The sequence below is a fragment of the Pseudoalteromonas piscicida genome, from assembly GCF_002208135.1.
In the GTDB taxonomy this organism is placed as follows: domain Bacteria; phylum Pseudomonadota; class Gammaproteobacteria; order Enterobacterales; family Alteromonadaceae; genus Pseudoalteromonas; species Pseudoalteromonas piscicida_A.
The window spans coordinates 16,456-39,842 of sequence record NZ_CP021647.1; the positions used below are offsets into that span (position 1 = coordinate 16,456).

Annotated in this window: 17 protein-coding genes; 6 read left to right on the forward strand and 11 right to left on the reverse strand. The window is 44.9% G+C overall.

Annotated elements, in window-relative coordinates:
* Positions 1-238: 238 nt before the first annotated feature.
* Positions 239-3,064, forward strand: coding sequence for a TonB-dependent receptor plug domain-containing protein (locus B1L02_RS18675; RefSeq protein WP_088532324.1), 2,826 nt, complete (start codon positions 239-241; stop codon positions 3,062-3,064).
* Positions 3,065-3,141: 77 nt separating this feature from the next.
* On the opposite strand, the gene B1L02_RS18680 is transcribed toward B1L02_RS18675, so the two are convergent.
* The 3 genes from B1L02_RS18680 to azu all read right to left on the reverse strand — a co-directional run bounded on the left by B1L02_RS18680 (position 3,142) and on the right by azu (position 5,969).
* On the reverse strand, positions 3,142-4,737 hold the full coding sequence (locus B1L02_RS18680; RefSeq protein ID WP_088532325.1) for a PepSY-associated TM helix domain-containing protein: 1,596 nt from the start codon (positions 4,735-4,737) through the stop codon (positions 3,142-3,144).
* Between the two features lie 3 nt (positions 4,738-4,740).
* Complete coding sequence (locus B1L02_RS18685) at positions 4,741-4,995, reverse strand: hypothetical protein (RefSeq protein WP_088532326.1); 255 nt, start codon at positions 4,993-4,995, stop codon at positions 4,741-4,743.
* 518 nt (positions 4,996-5,513) lie between these two features.
* A complete protein-coding gene (azu, locus tag B1L02_RS18690; RefSeq protein ID WP_088532327.1) occupies positions 5,514-5,969 on the reverse strand; it encodes an azurin in 456 nt (151 codons plus the stop codon).
* Positions 5,970-6,091: 122 nt separating this feature from the next.
* On the opposite strand from azu, the gene B1L02_RS18695 reads away from it, so the two are divergent.
* Positions 6,092-6,766 carry a TorF family putative porin gene (locus B1L02_RS18695; protein ID WP_088532328.1) on the forward strand — a complete coding sequence of 225 codons (675 nt, stop codon included), beginning with the start codon at positions 6,092-6,094 and terminating at the stop codon, positions 6,764-6,766.
* Between the two features lie 136 nt (positions 6,767-6,902).
* Complete coding sequence (locus B1L02_RS18700; RefSeq protein ID WP_088532329.1) at positions 6,903-7,337, forward strand: DUF4920 domain-containing protein; 435 nt, start codon at positions 6,903-6,905, stop codon at positions 7,335-7,337.
* Here the strand turns inward: B1L02_RS18700 and B1L02_RS18705 are convergent.
* The 4 genes from B1L02_RS18705 to B1L02_RS18720 all read right to left on the reverse strand — a co-directional run bounded on the left by B1L02_RS18705 (position 7,326) and on the right by B1L02_RS18720 (position 9,679).
* Positions 7,326-7,625: an AzlD domain-containing protein gene (locus tag B1L02_RS18705; protein ID WP_088532330.1), complete on the reverse strand. Its 300-nt coding sequence runs from the start codon at positions 7,623-7,625 to the stop codon at positions 7,326-7,328. The two genes, B1L02_RS18700 and B1L02_RS18705, sit on opposite strands and share 12 nt — an antisense overlap.
* Complete coding sequence (locus tag B1L02_RS18710) at positions 7,622-8,305, reverse strand: AzlC family ABC transporter permease (RefSeq protein WP_088532331.1); 684 nt, start codon at positions 8,303-8,305, stop codon at positions 7,622-7,624. Before B1L02_RS18710 ends, B1L02_RS18705 begins: the two co-directional genes overlap by 4 nt.
* A 1-nt stretch (position 8,306) precedes the next feature.
* Positions 8,307-9,107, reverse strand: a complete 801-nt coding sequence (locus B1L02_RS18715) for an AraC family transcriptional regulator (protein ID WP_088532332.1) — start codon at positions 9,105-9,107, stop codon at positions 8,307-8,309.
* 98 nt (positions 9,108-9,205) lie between these two features.
* Positions 9,206-9,679 carry a nuclear transport factor 2 family protein gene (locus tag B1L02_RS18720; RefSeq protein WP_088532333.1) on the reverse strand — a complete coding sequence of 158 codons (474 nt, stop codon included), beginning with the start codon at positions 9,677-9,679 and terminating at the stop codon, positions 9,206-9,208.
* 756 nt (positions 9,680-10,435) lie between these two features.
* Between B1L02_RS18720 and B1L02_RS18725 the strand changes: the two genes are divergently transcribed.
* On the forward strand, positions 10,436-13,090 hold the full coding sequence (locus B1L02_RS18725; protein WP_088532334.1) for a glycoside hydrolase family 16 protein: 2,655 nt from the start codon (positions 10,436-10,438) through the stop codon (positions 13,088-13,090).
* Positions 13,091-13,160: 70 nt separating this feature from the next.
* The gene (locus B1L02_RS18730) at positions 13,161-16,112 is read left to right on the forward strand and encodes a TonB-dependent receptor (RefSeq protein WP_088532335.1); all 2,952 of its coding nucleotides are present in this window, start codon (positions 13,161-13,163) and stop codon (positions 16,110-16,112) included.
* Positions 16,113-16,529: 417 nt separating this feature from the next.
* On the opposite strand, the gene B1L02_RS18735 is transcribed toward B1L02_RS18730, so the two are convergent.
* The 4 genes from B1L02_RS18735 to B1L02_RS18750 all read right to left on the reverse strand — a co-directional run bounded on the left by B1L02_RS18735 (position 16,530) and on the right by B1L02_RS18750 (position 21,793).
* The gene (locus B1L02_RS18735; RefSeq protein ID WP_088532336.1) at positions 16,530-17,069 is read right to left on the reverse strand and encodes a YqcI/YcgG family protein; all 540 of its coding nucleotides are present in this window, start codon (positions 17,067-17,069) and stop codon (positions 16,530-16,532) included.
* Positions 17,070-17,342: 273 nt separating this feature from the next.
* A complete protein-coding gene (locus B1L02_RS18740; protein WP_088532337.1) occupies positions 17,343-17,747 on the reverse strand; it encodes a DUF1801 domain-containing protein in 405 nt (134 codons plus the stop codon).
* A 251-nt stretch (positions 17,748-17,998) separates the two neighbouring features.
* Positions 17,999-20,539, reverse strand: coding sequence for a glycoside hydrolase family 3 protein (locus B1L02_RS18745; protein ID WP_088532338.1), 2,541 nt, complete (start codon positions 20,537-20,539; stop codon positions 17,999-18,001).
* A gap of 3 nt (positions 20,540-20,542) precedes the next feature.
* Positions 20,543-21,793, reverse strand: a complete 1,251-nt coding sequence (locus tag B1L02_RS18750) for a sugar MFS transporter (RefSeq protein WP_088532339.1) — start codon at positions 21,791-21,793, stop codon at positions 20,543-20,545.
* 185 nt (positions 21,794-21,978) lie between these two features.
* On the opposite strand from B1L02_RS18750, the gene B1L02_RS18755 reads away from it, so the two are divergent.
* Positions 21,979-23,322, forward strand: a complete 1,344-nt coding sequence (locus B1L02_RS18755; RefSeq protein WP_088532340.1) for a GH1 family beta-glucosidase — start codon at positions 21,979-21,981, stop codon at positions 23,320-23,322.
* Positions 23,323-23,387 lie beyond the last annotated feature (65 nt).

The window sequence follows — 23,387 nt, forward strand, 5'->3', positions numbered from 1 at the left end:
TGGGTAGTGATCACGCCAAATCTGCTGATTACATGATTTTTAATTAGATGCTTGAATATTCAATAAAAGTAAATAAATATTGCGTAAATCGTCTAGAATTGTTTGTTGGAACGATTTAATTGTGTTATCAGTATAAAAAGGCGCAATAAATAACCTATTACATTCCCTGTAGTGATAATAAGAAACTTTCTATCGTCAGCGTCTAACTATAATTTGGAACGTTACAAAGGAAACCGTTATGACAATAACAAAACAAAAAACGACTTTGGCGTTAGCAATCGCCAGCTTGTGTGGTTCGGGCGCTATGGTGTGGACGGCCCCTGTGTTTGCCGAGGAAGCAGCGTCGGAACCTGTTGAGAAGATCATGGTGACAGGGTCGCGTATCGCGCGGGCAAATCTAAGTAAACCCGGCGCGGTAACCACAATATCTAGAGCGGATATTGAGCAAACCGGGTTTAAAAATATTGGCGATATGCTGCAAAATCTAACGGTTTCCGCCAGTGCACCTAATGCTTCTCAAAATGAAAATACGTCGGGGGTAACAAACTTTGACTTGCGCGGTTTAGGCGCGCAGCGCACGTTAGTTTTGCTAAATGGCCGCCGCTTACCAAATGGGGGAAATGGCGCGGATGCTGCGGTTGACCTAAGTGCTATACCTACTGCGATTATTGAACGTGTTGAAATTTTATTGGATGGTGCGTCTTCTATATATGGCTCTGATGCGGTGTCTGGTGTCGTTAACATTATTACTCGACAAACGGGCGATATTTTTGAGGTGAGTGGCTCAATTGGTCAGTCCGCTGATGGCGATGCTGATACGACTTCTTTGGAACTTGTAACAGGCATTGTTGGTGATAAAGGGCGCTTTATGGTGAGTGCCAGTTACGATGAAAAACAAGAAGTGTATGCCGGTGACAGAGACTTCAGCCGCTATGATTTAACACTTAACCCCGATGGCAGTTACGGTCAAGGCGGTAGCTCCGCGATGCCATGGAGTAATCTAAAAGTTACGGATGAAAACGGCAAGGAAATTTTTGTTACCCGAGGCCCAGAGTATGGCGAGTGGCGTGAAACTATCTCCGATGCGTCACTGGCAAAAAACGACCTATATAATTACCAAGAGCCAAGCTTGCTGCAAACGCCTTTTGAACGCTATAGCATGAGTGCATTTGGAGAATATGACCTTGGCAATTTGAAGTTCTCGGATGATGTGGTATTCAATTTCGAGGCGCTTTACTCACATCGAAAATCCACGACCAATGGCGCGCCTCAGCCGCTAGTTCCAGTTTGGGGTGGATACTTAGATTTTACCTACTCTCCTGATAACTATTACAACCAACAATTTGGTCCGAAAGACAAAGATGGTAACCCTTATGCAATCAATGACTGGCGTCGCAGAATGGTGGAAACCAATGGTCGTATGAACCATGTAGAAAATAGCCAATATCGTATTGTGATGGCACTATCTGGTGATTTTAATGCTGATTGGAGTTGGGAGCTGGCCTACAACTTTGGCCGCAACTCAAACAAACGACTAAAAACTGGCATATTCAATTGGCCAGCGGCTAAAAATGCGGTCGGGCCTACTCATTTTGATGAGCAAGGCGTGCTGCGCTGTGGTGCAACACCAGATGCGTTAATTGAAGGTTGTGTGCCGCTTAATATTTTTGGTCAACCTGGCACCGACTCTGAGATTTCCGAGGATATGCTAAATTATCTCTCCGGTGATTGGCCGGGGATCCAACAAGGTCATAACCAGATTAAAATCGCCAGCGCGAACGTAAGTGGTGTCGTGGCGAGTTTACCTGCGGGCGATCTAGGTGTGTCTTTTGGGGTCGAAAATCAAAAGGTTGAGGCGCGCAATCAAACGGATGCCGTTTCTATTAATATTTTAGTCACGGATGGGTTAGGTAGACCAACTGGTGGTGAGTATTCGCTTAATGAAGCGTATCTTGAAGCCGTTGTGCCACTATTAACAGACCATGATTGGGCGCAGAGCCTAGAGTTAAACCTCGCGACTCGATATTCAGACTTTGATACGTTTGGGTCGACCACCAATTCAAAAGTGGGCGTATTTTGGGCGTTGAACGAGCAGTTGAGTTTTAGAGGTACTTGGTCTCAAGCATTTAGAGCGCCTAATGTGGTGGAGCTTTATAAAGGCCGATTGCCCGGTTTTGAAAATGGCGATGATCCTTGTGCTGTAGCCAATCCAAACCAAAACTGTGTTAGCACGGGTGTTCCGGCTGATGGTAGTTACCGAGAAACGATAGGACAGATCAGAACCAATACTGGCGGTAACACGGAGCTTGATCCAGAAACCGCGACGAGCAAAACTCTTGGGGTGATTTATCAGCCAAGCTGGCTTAACAACGGTTCGATCACCTTAGATTTTTATGATATCCAATTAAAAGATGCCATTGGTAACATTAGCGCGGTGACTAAATTGAGTGAATGTATGAATAATGGTTTGTACTGCGACTCTGTGCATCGTGTTCAATCTGGTGAGTTTCAGGGAGTGATCACGGGCGTCGATGTGTTTAATGAAAACCTCAATGCGTTAAACCGCCAAGGTATAGATGCGGAAGTTCGTTTTGACATTGGGCAATTTTCATTTGGTGACTTGAGTACTGCACTTAACTGGTCATTTGTGAGTAAGCACGAGGTGATTGAGCCAGGCCTTGCAACCAAAGACAGAGCCGGACAGCGTGTTAATGGCCAGATGGCGGTGCCGGAGCACCGAGTTAACTTTGCACTTAATTGGCAGCATGACGACTTTAGCGCAAGTTGGCAAAGTTACTACATCGATTCGATGTTAGAAGAAGTATCGGTTAAACAAGGCGACCAAATCGTTAACTTTACCAATACCGTTGATAGCACGCTGACACATAACGCTCAGGTAACCTACCATTTAGACTCTGTTGATACTCAAATTACGCTGGGCGTTAACAATTTATTAGATGAAGCGCCGCCTTTTGCGACGGGCAATGGCAATAACGCAGATCCCATTCATTCGTCTTTATATCTAGGCCGTGAGTACTACCTAAGATTTAAAACTGAGTTTTAATTTCACATTGTTTCCCTGTGAGAGTAAAACAAAGCGGGCTGGGTTAGCCCGCTTTTTTATTATCTTATGCTGTTTGATTAACTCATGGTTTGTTGTGGCTGCTGATCTTGCGAAACTGGCGCTGAAGTTTGTGCTGCCGCGTTGATCCGTGACACTGCTTTCCAACAAATCAAAGCCATTAAACACATAAGTGCAGTTACAATAGCAAAGTCAATTCTCGTTTGAGTGGGTAAGGTATTGTACTGGCTAACAAAAGACGCCGCATTCATGACCGCGCTTAAGCAATAGCAAATGCCACTCAAGCCCAACAATACTTTGCTAAACGACAATACGTGCTTTGCGAATTGGCTGCTAATAAGTGCAAAGAGAAAGGCCGAAAACATCGAAAACTTAACCGTCTCTAGTTTATCGATATGATTTGCCGATAGTAAAGTTGTCATCATGAACCCGATGGCGATGGCCAATAGCACACCGATAAAGCCACCTGATGTTAATCGTTTTACAAATACTAGACTTTTAGCGCTTTGCTTTTTCTGCTTGGCTCGTTTTTCAATCCACATCAAATTACCGGTAACGATTAAATAGGCGGTTGCAAGGCCTAGGCATAAAAACGCCATTCGCATACCGTATCCCGCAAAATCACCAAAGTGGAGGCTTGCAATGGTAGATAGTCCCGCTCGCACAGCGTTGTCGTAGTTGTCTTCGGTGAGATAAATTTGTGATTGGTCGTTTAGCGTGTACTGCACTTCTTTGTAATTTGAAAAAGCATCGTTACTTTTCGCGGTAAAACTCATCACCGCGTTTTTATCGCCAAAGTGGGTGATTTCTACCGTTTTGAGTGACACATCTCCCAGCGTATCAATTGCTTGAGCTCTGAGTTGATCAACTCCGTGCATTGGTCGTGCTTGTTCTAGTGCTTCGATGTTTGGTTCATTAAATCCAGCGGCTTGGAGTAGGGCGGTTTGATTACCACCATAAAGCAGTACGGCGTATGAAATCTGATAAATAATAACGAGATTAAATACTAAACCCGTGAAGGCATACATTAAGTGAAAAGGCAGACCCATCGTGCCAATCAGGTTATGAGCATCTAGCCATTTGTCTTTTTTACCTTCGGCGCGATATTGAAAAAAGTGTTTGGCTATTTTGCGCCAGTGAATGATGATCCCACTTAGCACAGCAACGAAAAAAAATAGAGTAATGATGCCAACGAAATAAAGACCAGCGCGACCAAGCCCTAAATCGTAGTGCAACTCATAGAGAAAACTGGCAAATTCAAATCTGTCGGCATCAGCAAGAATTTCTCCCGTCTGTGGTGATAGCAGAAGATGCTGGTCTTGATGATCTTCCCCCGTAATCGGGTGCGGCTCGTCTAAATGGGTCGCAAAGTAAACTTCAATAAAAGGGTTATGTGGCGTAGGCTCGCGCATAAAAAAGCCATGGTGTGTATCGACATCGTATTGCTGCGCAATTGATGTGATCGCTTTGTCGTAGGAAATGGTGCTAAGTGGCTCGTTAGACTGGGCGGCTAGGGAGGCACGTTCCCAGCCCGTGATGTTGTCTCTGAATAGGCTCAGAGATCCCGCTATAAACACAATGAATAGTACCGTTGAAATGATGATCCCAATCCATGCATGTGCTTCGGTCAATGATTTTAGTGTTTGATTTTTCATTGTTTATCTTATTAACAGTAATGCTGTGTTTAGTAGCAAAGAGGGAATAAAGATAGCAAACAAAGGTTTGCACGCGGCTTTAGCGCTTGAAAATGCATAGCTCCAAACTAAGATCCCCGCCCATATCGGAAATGCTAGCACCAGACCTATCATCAGCTTTGTGGACTCTGAAAAGGGCAGGAGCAAATTGAGGTTTAGCACTAAAGAAATAGACAGTAATAGCCCTAAGAAAAACCCAAGTAACGTTTTAGGCCACATAACTTATCCCTCCAAAAAATAGAGATAGCAAAAAGATAAGTGTTGAGCATAGATAGAGGCGCTTTACTGAGTATCCACTTATTAAGGTCACCGAGACCAAAGAAAACATGATTAAAACGAGACTGGCTATCATTGCAGAAATAATTGGGTACTGCAGAGTTAATATAATAGCCCCAGACAAAACAAGGACTACAGCCATACTGTATGCTGTGGGTTTATGTATAGAAGAGGCCAGAAATCGTTGCTTAGGACTTGCTAAGTAGAGCAACACGGCGGCAAACCAAAACGGTATAATTGAGAAAAAGCTCATGATGGTGATAATCATTATTGTTTGCAATTGATTGTAATGATTATAGGTATGTTGTTCAAGGGGTAAGTAATAATTGCAGTGAGAGAGATAGCCTAACTGGAGTGGGGCGGTGGAATGCTTGAAAAAACCGCTTCTTCATGCGCCCCGAGTGGAAACTGTAAGAGCGGGTTTTTGAAAAGGCTCAGTATAAACTCCGCTCCGAAAATGGCTAGCTAAGTGTAAAGGTGCCTTGCATAATGGCGAAATGCCCCGGGAATGAGCAGAAGAATTTGTAGCTGTCACCTTGCTTTAGCTGCTCACTAGAGAAGGTCACAGTGGTTTGTTCGCCACCGCCAATCACCTTTGATACGGCTAAAACGCGGCTATCGTTTGGTTTTACATAGCTGTTATTTGCGCCAGCTGACATACCATCGGTTGCAACGGCTTGAACATCTGCAGCTTTGCTCAACACCCAGTTGTGGCCCATGGTGGTGGCTGGTAGTTTACCCGTATGCTTTAACGTAACTGAAATTTCTTTACAGCTAGATGGTGCGCTGAGTGATTTTTTAGAAAACTGCATCATGTCGTTAGCTTCAATGCTGAGTTCACATTCATTTGCTGATGCGGCATGAGACAAAAGGAAGGCACCGAGGCTAAGCAAAGTGATAGCAAGTGAGGTTTTCATATTCAACTCCTTAATTAAAAATCATTCTCATTATTATCTTTGCGGAGGTGAATGTAAATGGATGTAGATCAATAAAACGGGTCTATGCTTGAAATGACTGTAATTAAAGGGTGATTTCAAAGATGAAAGATTACTGGCTGCTGCCATTGCTGTTTACTCCACTATTCGTCAATGCGGCGACTTCCTCTACTGTAACATTGGCTTCCGATTATTTATTTAATGGCGTGAGTCAAACTAAGGAAGACGAAGCGCTTCAAGTCAGTTTAGATTGGTTTGGAAAAAGTGGCTGGTATGCTGGAGGCTGGGTGTCTCAAGTAGATTTTGGAGATGGCACGGATGTAGAAGGAGATCTGTATGGTGGCTACAAATTTACGCTAACTGAAAAATTAAAGCTTGATGTTGGTCTCTCGCAATATACCTATCATGGTGATGATGTGAGTTCTGATTATAACTATGCAGAAGCCTATGCAAAGTTTAATTACGGCCAGACAAATTTAGACTTTTGGTATGCATGGGATTACTTTGGAACAGGGGCTGCTCACGGGATAGTGATGCTCATGCATAGTATCCCAGTCTCAGAGCGGTGGTCTCTGACGCTCGGAGTTGATCATTCAATGAGCTTTGATAGTGATAAATACGAATGGGAGTCGGGTGATGATGACTATACCCACTGGCATCTAACTGGAACTTACTCGATTAGTACTTGGTCTTTTTCATTGGGCTATGAAAGCAATGATATTGAGTCCTACGCAGATTCTACATTTGTGGCGTCAATTTCAAAAACATTTAGTTTCTAAATTTACTTTTTGTTAACTTTTGTGTTGATTTTAGTTGCGAATTGTATTTTTATATAACTATATGATTGATGCTCCATTACTTTTTATAGGAGTAAGTAATTAATTAGGTAGTAGTGATAAAAGCTATGGAGTCGCAATGATGAAGGATACGATAAAATTAACAGCACTCTCTTTGGCGGTATTTTCTCGGTTTAGCTTTTCAAGCCCGCTAGAATTTGCTGGTGGCGCAGACATGTCTAAGTTAGTCGAGGCAGAGCACATATTGCCAAATCTTAATGACTACACAACAAACCTTGTAACGGTAAAAGGTGTGGTCACCCATGTTTGCCGAAAACTAGGTTGCTGGATGACGCTGCGAGTAGCAAATGGCCTAGACGTAAATATCGAAGTTGAGCAAGGCGATATGGTATTTCCGCTTGCTGCTATTGGCCGTGAGGCCCATGTTACGGGACGCTTCGAAGCGCTAAACCAGCGCGCTTTGGCTTGCGTGAGTAAAGCGGACGATGAAACCGCACTTATGCGTTTGGGGTTTAATCCAACGGCCGTAACTATTTCGCATTTAGTACAGTAGGTAAAACACGGCTAGGCTCCCAAACGTGGTGATATAAAGGTTTTTAAAGCGAAATGCCAGTATTACCGCGACCGTTGCTGCGATTAAATAGGGGTTGCTTGGCGTGATGGCAAGTTGCTTGTCTTGAATAAATACAATGGGTACCCAAATGGCGGTCAGTACGCAAGGGGCGCTAAAACTTAAAAAACGCTGTAGTTTAGGTCCGATGGTAAAAGGCAGTTGTTTTGCCAAAAACAAGTACCTAGTTGCAAAAGTGACGCAGGCCATGGCTAAAATCGTGGTGATCATACATGCTCCTTTTTGCTCTGTAGCACATACCCCACCGACATCCCGAGCAGTGCAGAGGCAATTAAACCAAATTCAAAATGGATAAGTTTGAACACTAAGATGGCTACCGCTGACGTTAAACAGGCGCATAACACAGGTAACGCATTGATACTCGGGACCACTAAAGCAATAAATATTGCCGCAATCGCGAAGTCTAAGCCAAGGTTGGTCAAGTCAGGCAAAAACTGGCCTGCGACAATACCAATGAGCGTCCACAGGTTCCATGCAACATAAAAGCTACCACCAGCGATGAGCGCATACACGAGCCGAAGTTTGCCTTGATAGGCACGGTGGTGATGAGAAAACGCGAACAATTCGTCGGTGAGAAAAAACGCAATGGGGCCACGCCATTTAAGGGGCTTATCTATCATTTTGTTGCGGATAGCAAGGCCATAGAGTAAATGTCTCGCGCTAATAATGAAGGTAGTCGCAAGCAAGGTGATAAGCGCGGTGTCTTTGGCAATAAGCTCTATTGCCACTAACTGCGCCGAGCCTGCAAAAACTAATAATGACATTAACTGTGCTTCGAGCGGCGTAAAGCCATTTTGCACGGCAAGTGAGCCACACAATATTCCCCAAGGAAGCACGGCGAGATTTAATGGCAACATATCCCAAAAGCCTTTACATACTGCGACTTTCATATTAACAAGCCTTACTATATTGACTGGGAGTGATCCCCATATTCTTTTTAAAATGACGGTTGAAGTGGCTTTGATCATAAAAGCCTACGCTTAATGCTGCATGGGAAACGCTTTTGCCACTGCGCAGTAGTGCCTTGGCATGATTCAGCCGGTGTTGTATTTGAAAGGCATGGGGAGTGAGGCCTGTGTGGGCCTTAAACACGCGAATAAAGTAAAAGGGACTCATGTCGACAAGGCTCGCTAAGGAGTCGAGTGAGACATCTTCAAATAAGTTATCTAAAAGAAAATGACGTGCTGTGGTAATTCGTTGCTTAACCGAAGGGGTTTTTGTATCGAATGTGACCTTGCCTTGCTTATTGCTTAAATAAGATAGCAGAGTAATAAGTTGAGACTGCTTTTCAAGCGCGCTGGTATTACATTCTAAGACGTTAAAAGTGGTGTTCATGAGTGCCGTGAGTGTTCGGTCGTGTAATACTGCATCATGGAAAAAAGGTGCTATTGCTTTGCCATCACCAAGAAACTGGTTGAATAGTTCAGGCGTTGGGTAGAGTGAACGGTACGAAGACTTATCTTTGGACGCCTTTCTGCAGTCGTGCACCTGCTCTGCATTTATCAAAATGACACTATGCTGACTAGCTAAGTGTTCACCGCCGCTGCGGTAGAATCGCTGCGCACCACTATCCACTAGGGCAAGCGTATAGCCGCTGTGGCTATGTCTACCAAAGTCTTCCTGCTTATCAATGTTGTGTAGTACTTCTAGGCCACCGAGTTCGCGATGAAAACTAAACTTTGCGTGTTGCATAATTCTCTCCCCCATTGATGAAAAGCGTATCTGTCTTCACTCAAAAAGTCTTGTACAAAATTGCACAATGCCACAAAGAATAACCGAGTAAATAACGCCTAATGCCAAGTCTCTTTTTTAAGCACGTTAACAAGGCGGTGATTAATTAAGCATCGGCCATCTAATACTGTAAGCTCGTCTTCATACACTCCGTTAAATACGGTGATTGGGGCATCTGGTTGGGATTTTGGCTGCTGGTAAAGAATAAAATAGCTTTTTGCACTGAACTTATTAGCCTCGATAGGTTGAATATCGGCACTGGTTATCATGTGCATACTCTTTGTTGTTTTTATGGCTTGTTGCTGTCTTATTGTTATCTCTTCAGCGCCAGTAATATTGATATTGAGTGCTGGGATATTAAATGTTGCATTTTGGGTAAAAATACTTTGGTAATCCTGTGCTGAGCCCGAATCTCGATATTTTACGTAATTGTGCAGTGTTGTCTCACAGAGGCGCTGGTCGCTGCTTGGGTTGGTGGTTATGCAACCGCTCATAACACCTGCCGCTGCAACTAAAAGGAAATATGATTTCATAACGTGACCCTAATCTTTGTTCTCAACCTGAGGTTTGGATAAGGAATGAGCTGATTCATTGTTTTTAACTTACATTAAATTATTCCCTTGTCTAGCCAGAGAGTTTTAGGGATAACTCCGCTCTCGCGTCCTGCTACCGCCCCGGTACCTACATCCTTGTAGGCAAGACGAATTTACGCACCAATAGCTGGCTATTGGAAGTGAATTCAACGCAGTTAGCGCTAAAACTGGCTGCTAGAAAGGCATTAATGATCCGAAGCTCAGGTTCAATAATCTCAGTGAATTTGACCGTATTGTCAACCAAGCTAAAGCGTATGATTTATCTTAACGTAATGAATGGGTAATCCTGTAAAGCCCCTTTACAGCTAAGCGACTGTAATAGGTTTATTGACCTTTACAGCTTTTTATCTGCAGCTTTATTAGGACCAGCTGATCTTTTAAGCTTGTATTTACATCCATTTAATTGGTATTTATACCATGCAGATTTTCACCTTATGACAATTTAATATTGACGAATAAATTAACTTAGTTTACTTTTGTGAAAGCGCTTACATTTTGCGTGTATTTTTTTAATCTTATTTGTAAGCGCTTACATTTGTTGCTAGGAATGCGCTGAGTAGTCTTTGCCAGTGTATAGCTAAATAACCTGATCTTAGAAACGATGAGTTAACTGACCTCTTATTTAAGCTTCAGGTTAAATAATAAAGTTCTTAGTATTCAACCATTTGACAACGACGTTTTGCATCGGGGTAACTGATGAAAATTGCAGCAAGAAAATTAACAAGGCTATGCACCGCAATCTCTGTGGCTATCATAGCGGGATGTGGCGGAAGCGCCGAGACAGAAACTAATTATAAATCCGTTGATACCACAACGCCGGTTTCAGACTGGACGCTAGTGTGGAGCGATGAATTTGATAGCGATGCGATAGACACATCTAAGTGGACGCACGAGGTAAATTGCGACGGCGGTGGCAACAATGAAAAACAGTGTTACACCGACAGTGAACAAAACGCGTTTATTGCCGATGGCATGCTGAATATTGTCGCTACCCCTGCTCAAGCAGGCGCACAACTGCCGTATACCTCGGCAAGATTGAACACCAAATATAAAGCTGATTTTAAGTATGGCAGATTCGAAATGCGGGCCAAGTTACCAAGCGGGCAAGGCAGCTGGCCCGCGTTTTGGATGTTGCCTACGGATGAGGTTTACGGAGGCTGGCCAAAGTCTGGTGAAATAGACATCATGGAAGCGGTAAACCTCAAGGTTGCCAATGAAGACGGCTCGGTTGAATCTAACGTGCATGGCACGCTTCATTACGGCCGTGATTGGCCTAATAATGTTCACACCGGTAAAGCATACGCCTTACCTGATGGCGTAAATCCAGCCGATGACTTCCATACCTATGCTGTGGAGTGGCAAGAGGGTGAGATCCGTTGGTACGTTGATGGTTATCTCTATGCCACGCAACGTCAATCGGAGGTTCGTTACAACTCAAAGCAAGAAGCGGTTGGTTTAAAACACCGTGGATGGTTTGCTGAATACTACGAGCAAGGCTCTGGCGAGCTGGTTACTCATTGGGATAGTGCGCCTTTTGATCAACAGTTTCACCTTATCTTAAACCTTGCCGTTGGCGGTGATTGGCCTGAAAACGTTAATAATAAAGGTATCGACTCGGACGCCTTTGTGAACGGACAATCGTTTGTGGTTGACTATGTCAGAGTGTATGAATGCGGCTCTAATCCTGAAACGGGCAAAGGATGTGAAACGGTGCGCCCAGGCTACGACGACCTTGAGGATGCGTTAGTCGAAGGCGAAGCACCTATTCCGTCGCCACCTTCTTCGGGTGTCGCTAAAAACCTAACCATCTTTGATGATAATTTTAACGCTAACTGGCCAGCTTGGGATTGTTGTGGTGGCTCTACGCCTGCATTGGTTGCAGACGAAAGCCGTGGCAATGTTGTTGAGTTTGTGGTCGGTGAGACGCCAACCGTAAATGGTTTTACCAGCCGTGCTGAATTTATCACAGATCCAAGTGGTAAAGCCTCGCCATTTGATGCAACGAGCATGCTAGAAGCGGGATATATTCGGTTCGATATGCAAGTGACACAAATGCCTTCAGACCCAAGCGCAGCATGGAAATTTAAAGTTGAAAGCCAAGGTGCTTCTAGTGCAGCTGAACTCGATCTTTTTGCAAGCGTGGAAGGACAATCTCCAGCTGCAGGCGAATGGCAAACTTATACCTTCCCACTACAGCAATTGGCTGACGCAGGACTTGATGTCTCAGCCATTGATGTAGTGATGATCTTCCCTGCGTGGGGGGCCGGAAATGGCGCTGTCTATCGTGTTGATAAGGTTGAGATTGCACAGCAGACAAACTTACCTTCGTTGACCTTATTTGAAAATGCCATTAACGCCGAGTGGCCGCTTTGGGATTGTTGTGGTGGCTCGACACCTGCTGAAGTCTCTGATGATGCGGCACATGGCATTGTTGCTGAATTTACGATTGGTGAAACGCCTACAGTGATGGGGTTTTCGACTCGGACAGAAGTCGGTGGAGCCGGAAAGCCGTTCGATGCGACCGCAATTTTAGACGGTGGTGTAGTACAGTTTGAGATGAAAGTCATGAGCTTACCGTCAACTCCAGATGCTCCTTGGCTACTTAAAATTGAGTCTGACAATGCCGCGAGTGCGGTTGAGTTACCGCTGTCTGAATCGCAAGAAGGCGTAGCACCTCAGGCGGGTGAATGGCAGACCTATACTTTCTCAATTGAAGCGCTGGCTCAGGCAGGGCTTGATCCGAGCGCAATTGATGTTGTGATGATTTTCCCTGCGTGGGGCTCAGGCAACGGTGCGGTTTATCGTGTTGATAACGCAAAAATCTTTCATCCAGACGGTGATAACACGAGTGGCGGTCTAAGCTTATTTAAAGACGAAGCGGCAGAGCAATGGTCAATTTGGGATTGTTGTGGTGGCTCTACACCCACAATAGAAGCCGACGAAGATGCAGCACATGGTCAAGTCGCGCAATTTGTCATTGGCGCAACCCCGACCGTGATGGGATTCTTAGCGGATGAAGATGTCTATTATGATGCTTCCCATTTATTAGAAACTGGCGTGGTTAAGTTTGACATGAAGGTAACTTCCACACCAGCAAATATCGACGCTCAATGGCTGTTCAAAATTGAGTCAAATGATGCCAGTGCAGCGGTCGAGCTTGCTTTGAACCAAAGTGTTGAGGGGCAAACTCCAGAAGCTGGTCAGTGGCAAACTTACACGTTTACGCTTCAAACTTTGTACGATGCCGGACTCGATATTAGTGCCATCGATGTCTTGATGGTATTCCCTAGTTGGGGAATGGGCGAGGGTGCCGTTTACCGCTTAGACAATGTTGAAATCGTCAGTCAATAAGCCAGTATGGATCGCCAATAGTGTTTTGAACTCGGTGATCCTGCAGCAAGAATAGAATCGTAGGGCAGTCATGAATAACAAACAATTCAATAAAAGTAAGCTTGCCGTTCAGTTGTCGCTAGCAATAGCGGTTAATACAGGAATGGTCAGCATAGCTCAAGCAGAAGAGCAACAAGCAGCCGACAAGGTCGAAGTGATCGAAGTGAAAGGGATCCGTGGTAGCTTGATCCGTTCGATGGATTTAAAGCGTTCCGCATCGGGGGTTATGGATGCCATTTCGGCAGAGGAAATGGGGAAGTTTCCAGATACTAACTTAGCCGAGTCTTTACAGCGGATCACCGGTGTTTCGGTCAGTCGTGCCAACGGTGAAGGTAGCCAAATTACCGTACGTGGCTTTGGGCCCGACTTTAATTTGGTGACGTTAAATGGTCGTCAAATGCCGGGCACAGGTAATACTCGTTCGTATAACTTGGAAAACCTAACTGCAGAAGGCGTGAGTGCGCTTGAGGTATACAAAACCGGACGTGCTGATGTACCAAGTGGTGGTTTAGGGGCTTTGGTTAACATCGTCACGGCCAAGCCACTGCAACGCCCTGGGCAGCATTTTAGCGCTACAGCAAAGGCGATTGTTGATACCTCTAACGAAGCAGGTGATGATGTTACGCCTGAGGTTTCCGCGGTTTACAGTAATACCTTTGCCGATGAAACATTTGGTTTTGGGTTTTCCTTCTCCCATCAACAACGTGACTTTCAGAAGCAGCAAGCCAATATTCAAGGCTGGCAGGCAAATGTTGATCTACCTGATTTAGACCCGTCTAAAATCATTGATGGCCGCGCAGAAGATGCCGAAGGTTATAAAGTCGGTAATTACTTTTTCCCAAAAGACATGAACTACGGCATTGAAGATTTGGAGCGAGAAAGAACGAACGGTCAAGTTACCTTTCAATATGCGCCAACTAACGGCTTTGTTGCGACCTTAGACTATACGGCAAGCCTTGCCGTAACGGGCTCTAATACGATTGGTTGGGGTATTTGGAATGAGTTTGGCGGCAATATTAACGCCTATGAACTAGATGCAAATGGCACCGCGGTTTATGCCGATATTGGTGGTAATGATGCTTCGTTTACTGCAAATAGAAATACGACGGAAGTCGAAGCGCGTTCGCTTGGATTAAATCTGGACTGGCAGATTAATGATAATTGGCATGTGGAGCTTGATTATCATGACTCGAAAAACGAAACCGATAATGGTGCAGATAAAGGCTTGGGTAGTGATGGTCAAATCATCTTAGGATCTGATCAATTAATCACTAAGATTTATGATTATCGCGAGGGCGAAGTGCCGCATGCGAATGTGCTTTGGAAAAATGGCACGAATGAGCTCATGGCAAGCGAAATTGATTCTAACTTTAGCCAATTTATCCACTCTCCTGGAGAGGCGACAGTGGAGCAGTTGCAACTTGATGCCACTTGGTTTAACGACAGTTTTGATATTGGCCTAGTGAGTGTGCAGTTTGGTGCAGCCCGTACTGAGCAGTCAACAGGGGGATATGAAGCGTGGAGTGGTCTACGAGGAGGCCCAGGTTTCAACCCTTCGTTTAAAGAAATTTTCCCAGATAGCATGTTTACGCGCCATGAAACTGGTGATTTGCTAGACCAGTTTGCTGGTGGCGGAAGTGACTTACAGCCTGGGTATTACTATACCTATGATTTTGATGAAGCCATTGCAAGGCAGCTTGCGTATCTTACAGAAGACGTTATCGGTGCTGACTATTACTCGGCGGATGCCTATTTTGATGGCATAGACAGCCAAAGTAGAGTCGATGAAACCACCGACAGCATTTACTTGCAATCCAAATGGGAGTTTGAATTTTCAGATTACTTTGTGCAGATCAATGCAGGCCTGCGCTATGAACAAACGGATGTGACAAGTGTGGTGCGTCAGCGTGTAGAAACGCAAGTGAATTGGGACAGCCCTTCTGAGTGGATTATGCAATACGCTGCAGGCGGCGATGACAACTTCTTAACGCAGGAAGGGGATTACGACATTTTATTGCCGATGATCGATGTGCGTTTTGATATCACCGAAGATTTAATTGCACGAGCGTCTTGGGGCAAAACGATGTCGCGTGCGCCGCTTAGCAATCTTGCCGGTGGCAGAAGTCTGTCAGGCAGCCCAAAACCGGGAGCAAGAACTGGCTCTCAAGGCAATACAAATCTATTACCGTTTGAGTCGACAAACCTAGATTTTTCACTTGAATATTATTACAACGAAGGAAGTTACGCATCACTTGGCTACTTTAAAAAAGAGGTCGATAACTTTATTCAAACCACAATCACGCAAACCACCATAGAAGGCCTTTACGATATTTACAATGGTCCAAGGTATAAACAAGCGATTGCAGACATTGAAGCCCGTGGAGAGCAGGCGACTAGTGATGCCATTTTTGCGCAAATGCTCGCCAATGGTCACGGTAATGCCGATGGCAAAATTGAACCAAGCAGTGACGATCCTTTGATGGTATGGAACATCAGCCAGCCACAAAATACCGATAGCAAATCGGTTGATGGTTTTGAAGTGGCGGTACAGCACTTATTTGGTGAGACGGGGTTTGGCCTTGGCGTAAACGCAACCTTCGTTGATGGCGATGTTGAGTTTGATAGTGAAAGCCTAGTGCAACAAGCACCACTGACAGGATTGAGCGACTCGGCTAACTTCCAAGCGTTTTACGAAAAAGACGGGTTATCGGTGAAGCTAACCTACGCATGGCGTGACGCTTATCTTATCGGTGTAGGTCAAGCGCAAGGCTCTGCAGATGCACCACCGCAATATGCCAAGTCTTACGGTCAATGGGACGTTAGTGTGAATTACGATATTGATGAGCAGTTTACGGTGTTCTTTGAAGGTATTAACTTGAATAATGAAACCGAGCAAGGATACGGTCGCTATGAAGAGCAGTTCTTATTTGCTCGTCAATACGGCCCGAGATACTCGGTTGGTGTCAGGTACACTTTTGAGTAGTCGTTAACGTATATGTGGTGATTTCAGAGCTTGCTAAGGCTAAATTGTCGTTACCAAAAAGTATGACGATGATGAATAAAGTGAGCGGTGGCTTGTTTTTGATTTGGCGCCGGCTCCGAGCTGCCGGTAAGTAGTGTAAGGGCTTGAAAGTGTAAGCATACTCCCTTTTCCTCGTAAGTAGTTAAAGGGAGCAAAGCTTGGGTTAGCATAACTTAGCTCCGAGCCACGGCTGCCGGCTTGCTCGCCTTAGTGCGATTTGTTGAGCTGTTTAGATTTGAATAAGCGCTTGAAGCACTCATTAAGCCAAAACAAGCCAAAGTTGTTAAAATGCCGATTACAACGTAAATAATGAAATCGATTACCATGATGTTGCTCATATTTAGTTCCTCTCCGTTGGTATGGTGCGTTAATTCTGTGCTAAATTCTGCGTGTTTCTACGTGTGATTCGATTACACGGAAACTTTGTGGAACCTCAAATTGAGGCATTAAATTAAAAACAATCGCTGGGTATTGAAACTTTCTGTTTCTGGATGCGCTCGTTGGACTTAAACAAGTGATGTAAAGTGGCTCGCCGTCCAAATTAAAATGAAAATTGTTGCTGTAATCTGACGATTGAGAATGAGGCCCTCTAGGAGTAGTCTGCGATACCAGATTTTGTAATTCCTGTAGTTTACGCCAAACGGACTTATTAAAGCCGCTGTCATCTAAGTGTTGGCTCTGGTCAAAAACCGCAACAAACGCGGCACTTTTCATGTTGTCAAAGTCCACCTTTTCGACAAAAGAATAGAGACTGGTTATTAGACTGAAGTTGTTGTGTCTTGATGTGAGGTCGCCAAAACCTAAAACCTCAATATTGTTAAACTCCAACTCTGTTCTATTACCACCACAAATGCACGGAAATTGCTGCTCGTTCACGAAATCAATAAATAGGTCTTGCAGCTCGGGTTGTGGTGTCATGTTTTATGCTCCTAGTGTTACTTGTGCTGTTTGCGTTAGTTGGTTCGTGTTTCCCAATGCTGAATTGCGAAATTCATCTACATTGATTATCTATCACTAAGTAAGCAAAGCTTGAGCCATAAATTTATTATTTTAAGTCTTTGAATTTAAATGTATTTTGTTTTTTTGTATTTTAAAGGGGTAATCTTTTCACATTTTATTCAGGTAAGAAATTCACGGCTGTAAAAATTGGTAACAGTGAGTTTTCTCTCAAGGTAAGGTTTACGATGGTTGTTATTGCCCGAGTAAAGGTAAATGCTTGAGGTTTTTATAGTCCATGGCAATGGCGATACAACGGTAAAGTAGCGCTGTTGGCATGTCTTCTTCTAGTTTAAGTACAATCGCTCGGTTGCCTTCAAACTGTAACTCGTCGGAAAATAGTACTCTAAATGTATCGACTAGCTTCGTTTGGCAGTGAAAATAAAGGTGATAGTCGGTAGGCGTTTTGGCTTTCCAAGCCATACGAAAAGGACTACCCGATTTAACACTAAAGCTTAACTCTCCCCACTTTATTGCCTCAATCACCGCGCCAAAGTTTTGCTCACTGGCAACCTGCATAACGAGGCTACGCAGTGCCCTGATTTTTGCCTGCGCAGCAGGTGGGTAGGTACTAATCACTTGTTCGGCTATGTTTGACACTCTGGCTCTTCCTTGATCAATTGGGTACTTCAGTTTGTAAAGTAGAGTATTAAATTGAACGGGCGAGGGCAAGTGCGCTCTCGGTGTGACTTTTTAAATCGCTGGTTTGTGCCCTGTAAAAAGCATAAACGAGCGCATCAGACAGTTGGTTTATCTTGTATCTTTTAAGTTCTATTCCACATTAATGTTGGTTCATTAAGTACTAAAAAACGATGTGAGCACAGCTTCGTGCTCACATGGTGTTAAGGGGACTAATTGCAGCTTAGCGTCGGTGATGCTTCTGAAGAGATCTGAATCTCTGACAGCGTTACCTCCAGTATCCCTGCGGTTGAAAGCTCGAAGGGGACGACAGTTTTGGTGAAGTCCATGCCATGGGTTTTAAAGCAATTGAGGTCAATGCTTAGTGATTGCCACTTGGCCAACGGCATGGTTTGAAGTTGCTTGGCAATATCCACTTTTGCGGCGCAAGAGCCGTTTGCGTCCGCTTCGCCTTCACAACTCATCGCGACCCAAACCGGTTTATCTGGCACGACATCTACTTGTACTTTAAAAGTCAGTGCGCCGCCTGTTGGAATACTTGGGCTTATGTCTTCCCTAAAGTAGCTTTCACTAGCGAGTCTAAAGCCGCTGCTTCGACTACCATCAAAAAGCAATTGAATGGCGTCTTCTTGTACTTCTCTGTCTGTTGTGCGATAGCTTATACCGCCAAGCGTATGGGTATTGGCGTTTATCATTTGGTTTTGGGCACTGCTGTACAAGTGGCCTTGCCAAGGTTTATTGATTGATCTTACGAGTAAGTCTACGCCGCTGGCGAGATTTGCCTGAGTTTGTATTTGCTCTGGTAAATTATCTGCGAGTACATTTTGGTCTGAATAACGCAGGCCAAAACCATAAGGTAAAAGCGGGTCGTAGTCTTTGTCTTGGTAATTGACGATTTGCGTAGGTGTTTTTGGCCAAGAGTAACTAAGCTTGCCAGTAAAGTCATACTTAGTTTGGCCATTTTTGTCGGCGAGTAATACGTCACTGATACCAATTCCTTCAGACCCCGGTAACCATGCCGCCACAAATGCATCTGAGGCGTTGAGTTCAGGGTTTACCCACATTGGGCGACCACTGATGAACACCGCCACCGTAGGAATTCCGGCCTGTTTAAAGCGCTTGAGTAATGCAAGATCAGATTTATCAGACGGCTTGTATTCAAGTGTCGCTCTATCACCGTGACCTTCTGCATAGGGATCTTCGCCAAATACCACTATGGCAACGTCAGGCTTATCTTCAAATTCACCGCTAGCACTTAATGTGACGGTGCCGCCAGCCGCTTCTGCTTGTTGCTTTATGCCATCATAAATAGAGGTACCGCCTGGGAAGTCGGCATTGGTGTTGTTAGTACCTTGCCAAGTAATGCTCCAACCGCCCGATTGTTTGCCGATGTTGTCGGCACCATCGCCTGCCAACAAAATATGTTGGTTTGGTTTAAGTGGCAGTAGCTGATCTTTGTTTTTGAGTAACACCAGTGATTCACGTACGGCTTGGCGAGCAACTGCGCGGTGCGACTCTGCGCCAATGATTTCTGAGTGGCCTGCTAATGGACGGTTTGCAGGGCTTGGCTTTTCAAAAAGTCCCGCACGGAGTTTAACCCTTAAAATACGACTCACTGCATCATCGATGCGAGACTGTGCAATAGCGCCGCTTTTTGCTTGTGCTAGGGTATTGTTGTACAAGGCTTTCCAGTCGTTCGGTGCCATGACAATATCAATGCCAGCATTAATGGCCTTTGCGCAGCTGTCGTTCGTACAACCTTCTATTTGGCCGTGGCCATTCCAATCGCTCACCACAAAACCATCAAAATTCATTCGCTCTTTTAGCACTTGGGTAAGCAAATAGTGGCTGCCGTGGACCTTTTCACCATGCCAACTGTTAAACGATGCCATCACCGATTGTGCTCCGGCCTCAAGCCCGCCTACATAGCCTTGAGCGTGAAGTGCAATTAGTGCTTTTTCAGAGGCGATGTTGTCGCCTTGGTCGTCACCATCCACTGTGCCACCATCGCCGACAAAATGCTTTACTGTGCTGATCACACGGTTCTTGCCAAGAAAGTCCGCTTTCGGGTCGCCTTGCAAACCTTTAACAATGGCGCTGGAATACGCTTTAACGATGTCGGGATGTTCCGAGTATCCTTCATAGGTGCGTCCCCAGCGATCATCACGTACAACTGCGACTGTAGGGGCAAAGATCCAATCAATCCCTGTGGCTAGTACTTCTTTTGCGGTAATGTGGGCGATTTTCTCTATGAGATCTGGATTATTTGCCGCGCCAAGGCCAATGTTATGCGGAAATAGCGTAGCGCCAATCACGTTATTGTGGCCATGAACGGCATCCGTTCCCCACATGGTAGGGATAGTGCTGCCATCTAGGCTATCGTCAATCGATGCTTGATAAAGTGCTTCGGCAAGTTTAACCCAATCTGCGGGCGTAGCATGCTTGTTGTTGTATGGAAATGCGCCGCCGCCATTGAGATATGAGCCGAATCCGTATTCTCGCATCTCTGCGACGGTAATATTACGAATTTCAGGCTGGATCATTTGCGCGATTTTTTGTTCCAGTGTCATCTTAGCGAGTATCGACTGAACTCTTTCTTCGAGATTGTTATCTGTTTGGATAGCAGGAGTCAGTGCTGGCCAGTTTTCCACTTGGCGAGCCGCATCAACACTGGCTTTGTTCGGGCTTTCGCTACATCCGGTTAAGGTTGCGATAGCCATTGCAAAACTTAGCATGGTTATTTTCGTTTTCATGTCTTAATTACTCTCGAAACGCTGAGGAGTTGCGCCTTTTAATCCAAAGTAGGCGATGTAGATATAGCATAAAGCAGGCAGTAAAAATGACAGCTGCAGATTAATTCCGTCTGCTAGCATCCCTTGCAATAGCGGGATAATTGCACCGCCAACAATAGCAAGACAGAGAATGCCAGAGCCTTGCGCCGTTTGTTTTCCAAGCCCATTTAACGATAGGCTAAAGATAGTCGGGAACATGACGGAGTTACAAAGCCCGACGGCCAAAATGCTCCAAAGGGCAAGTTGACCGCTGCTTAATACGGCGATAAGTACTAATGCGAATGCACAGACAGCATTAAAGGCAAGGACGGTTCGACCCGATATTTTCTGCATTACTAACGCGCCAATAAAGCGTCCGACCATGGCTCCACCCCAATAATATGCGATGAGCTTGGCGGCTTGGGCTTCAGTCATGTTGCCAATGTCCGGTTGATGTAAGAAGCTAACCAATGTTGAGCCAATCGCCACTTCAGCACCAACATAAACGAAAATACCGATTGCACCAAGCACCAAATGTTTATGCTGCCATGCCTTGGTTTCACCAGTGGTGACTTCCTCAGTAGTACTACTTAGCTGGGGAAGTTTGATAAAGGCAAAGATCACTGCCAGTGACACGAGCATGGCTGCCAACATCAAGTAAGGTAATTGGGTGGCACTGGCATTGCCAACTTCAACCGTGCTTCCCTCACTAAATATGAGCATGGCACCAAAAAATGGGGCGACAGTCGTGCCCAAAGAGTTAAACGCTTGGGTCATAGTGAGTCGTGCCGGGGCAGTTTCGGGAGAGCCAAGCACGCTAACAAAAGGGTTAGCAGCAACTTGTAGCACAGTGACCCCGGCCGCTAACACAAATAGCGCGAATAAGAACACGCCGTAGAGACCACTTTCTGCCGCTGGGTAAAAAAGCACACAGCCGATGCCTGCGGTAAGTAACCCAGTTACAATGCCTTTTTGATAGCCGATTTTTCCAACTAATTTGCCAGCCGGAACTGAGACAACAAAATAGGCGCTAAAAAAGCAAAATTGGATCAGCATCGCTTGCGTGTAATTAAGCTCAAACGCGCCTTTGAGATATGGAATTAAAATATCATTCAAACATGTGATAAAACCCCACATAAAAAATAGTGAGGTGAGGGCCCCCAAAGCAAATCGGTACTGACCAGTATGGTCCGCGGCGACTGCTGTTGAAACCTGTGGTTGAGACGGTACGCTCACGACAAACTCCTAGTTGATTTTTTTTGGTAAAGCGCTTACATTTATAAAAATGAAAGCGCTTACATTTTTAATGATGATTGCAGAAAGCGAACACGAATTCAAATAAAAAATGTTTTTGCCTTGCACTGTGACTAACACAACACGCTCGTACCTTGGCGTAAACACATAACTTGGAACGATTAACCATGAATAAAATTATCCTGCCAACACACTCGGCCATGTTGAAGGCAGACTATATTTTCGGCGTTGCGACTTCGTCATTTCAAATCGAAGGTGAGAGGCGCGGGCGTTGTGAGTCAATTTGGGATAGGTTTTGTGAACACGATGGTGCGATAAAGGATAAAAGTAACGGTGATATCGCCTGTGAGCATATATCTAGGTGGCAGCAAGATGTTGAACTGATAAGCAGTTTAGGGGTTGATGCTTATCGCCTTTCTATTTCTTGGCCAAGAGTAATGAATGATGATGGTACGGTTAACGATGCTGGACTTTTCTTTTACCAACAATTGGTCGATGCGTTGGTTGCTAAAGGCTTAAAAGTGTTTGTCACACTCTATCACTGGGACTTGCCGCAAGCGCTAGAGGATAAGGGCGGATGGCTAAGTCGAGAAACGGCTCTGGAGTTTGCGAAGTATACCGAGGTGGTGTGTAAAGCGCTTGGCGATAAAGTGTATGCCTACACCACGCTAAATGAACCATTTTGTAGTGCACATTTAGGGTATGAATTAGGTATTCATGCACCAGGTTTGCGCTCCCAAGCGGCGGGACGGCAAGCAGCCCATCATTTACTGTTAGCACACGGTTTGGCAATGTCTGTGCTAAGAACTCATTGTCCAAATAGTCTTCATGGAATTGTGTTAAATTTTGCCAATGCAGATCCTGTCTCTACAGCGCCTTGTGATGTGGAAGCGGCAAAAATCGCGGACGAGTACTGCAATCATTGGTATATCAAACCTATTCTTGAAGGGCAGTACCCAGATTTACTTGCTCAGCTCCCCAAGGACGTAAAGCCAGATATTCTAGCCGGAGATTTAGAGATTATTGCTGCTCCTATTGATTATCTTGGCGTGAACTATTACACCCGAAATATTTATCAATCTGATGGTAATGGATGGTATGAACAAGTTGAGCCTAGTGTCGACACGCTCACTACAATGGGCTGGGAAGTCGTGCCAGACTCATTTTGTGCATTGCTTCGGGAGTTACATGCTGAGTACCAGTTGCCACCACTCTATATCACAGAAAACGGTGCAGCCTTTGACGACGAAATGGAAAATGGCGAAGTATTAGACTTGCAAAGGCTGGCTTACTTCCAAACTCATCTGCTCGCGGTGAATCAAGCAATGGAGCTGGGCGTTGATATTCGCGGCTACTTTGCATGGAGCTTAATGGATAATTTTGAATGGGCAGAGGGGTATACGCAACGCTTTGGCATTGTACACGTTGATTATCATACTCAGCAACGAACCTTAAAGGCGAGTGCAAAAGCCTATCAAACGATGCTGCTTGAGCGTAAATCAAGTGTCTAAAACTATGCGCATTTTGAGCCAAAATTGGTATAGTGCGCAGATACAACTGATGGAATAAAAGTAAT

Bases quoted from the DNA above. Each gene is read 5' to 3' on its own strand.
- B1L02_RS18675 (WP_088532324.1), top strand. From the start codon at position 239: ATGACAATAACAAAACAAAAAACGACTTTGGCGTTAGCAATCGCCAGC.
- B1L02_RS18680 (WP_088532325.1), bottom strand. From the start codon at position 4,737: ATGAAAAATCAAACACTAAAATCATTGACCGAAGCACATGCATGGATT.
- B1L02_RS18685 (WP_088532326.1), bottom strand. From the start codon at position 4,995: ATGTGGCCTAAAACGTTACTTGGGTTTTTCTTAGGGCTATTACTGTCT.
- azu (WP_088532327.1), bottom strand. From the start codon at position 5,969: ATGAAAACCTCACTTGCTATCACTTTGCTTAGCCTCGGTGCCTTCCTT.
- B1L02_RS18695 (WP_088532328.1), top strand. From the start codon at position 6,092: ATGAAAGATTACTGGCTGCTGCCATTGCTGTTTACTCCACTATTCGTC.
- B1L02_RS18700 (WP_088532329.1), top strand. From the start codon at position 6,903: ATGATGAAGGATACGATAAAATTAACAGCACTCTCTTTGGCGGTATTT.
- B1L02_RS18705 (WP_088532330.1), bottom strand. From the start codon at position 7,625: ATGATCACCACGATTTTAGCCATGGCCTGCGTCACTTTTGCAACTAGG.
- B1L02_RS18710 (WP_088532331.1), bottom strand. From the start codon at position 8,305: ATGAAAGTCGCAGTATGTAAAGGCTTTTGGGATATGTTGCCATTAAAT.
- B1L02_RS18715 (WP_088532332.1), bottom strand. From the start codon at position 9,107: ATGCAACACGCAAAGTTTAGTTTTCATCGCGAACTCGGTGGCCTAGAA.
- B1L02_RS18720 (WP_088532333.1), bottom strand. From the start codon at position 9,679: ATGAAATCATATTTCCTTTTAGTTGCAGCGGCAGGTGTTATGAGCGGT.
- B1L02_RS18725 (WP_088532334.1), top strand. From the start codon at position 10,436: ATGAAAATTGCAGCAAGAAAATTAACAAGGCTATGCACCGCAATCTCT.
- B1L02_RS18730 (WP_088532335.1), top strand. From the start codon at position 13,161: ATGAATAACAAACAATTCAATAAAAGTAAGCTTGCCGTTCAGTTGTCG.
- B1L02_RS18735 (WP_088532336.1), bottom strand. From the start codon at position 17,069: ATGACACCACAACCCGAGCTGCAAGACCTATTTATTGATTTCGTGAAC.
- B1L02_RS18745 (WP_088532338.1), bottom strand. From the start codon at position 20,539: ATGAAAACGAAAATAACCATGCTAAGTTTTGCAATGGCTATCGCAACC.
- B1L02_RS18755 (WP_088532340.1), top strand. From the start codon at position 21,979: ATGAATAAAATTATCCTGCCAACACACTCGGCCATGTTGAAGGCAGAC.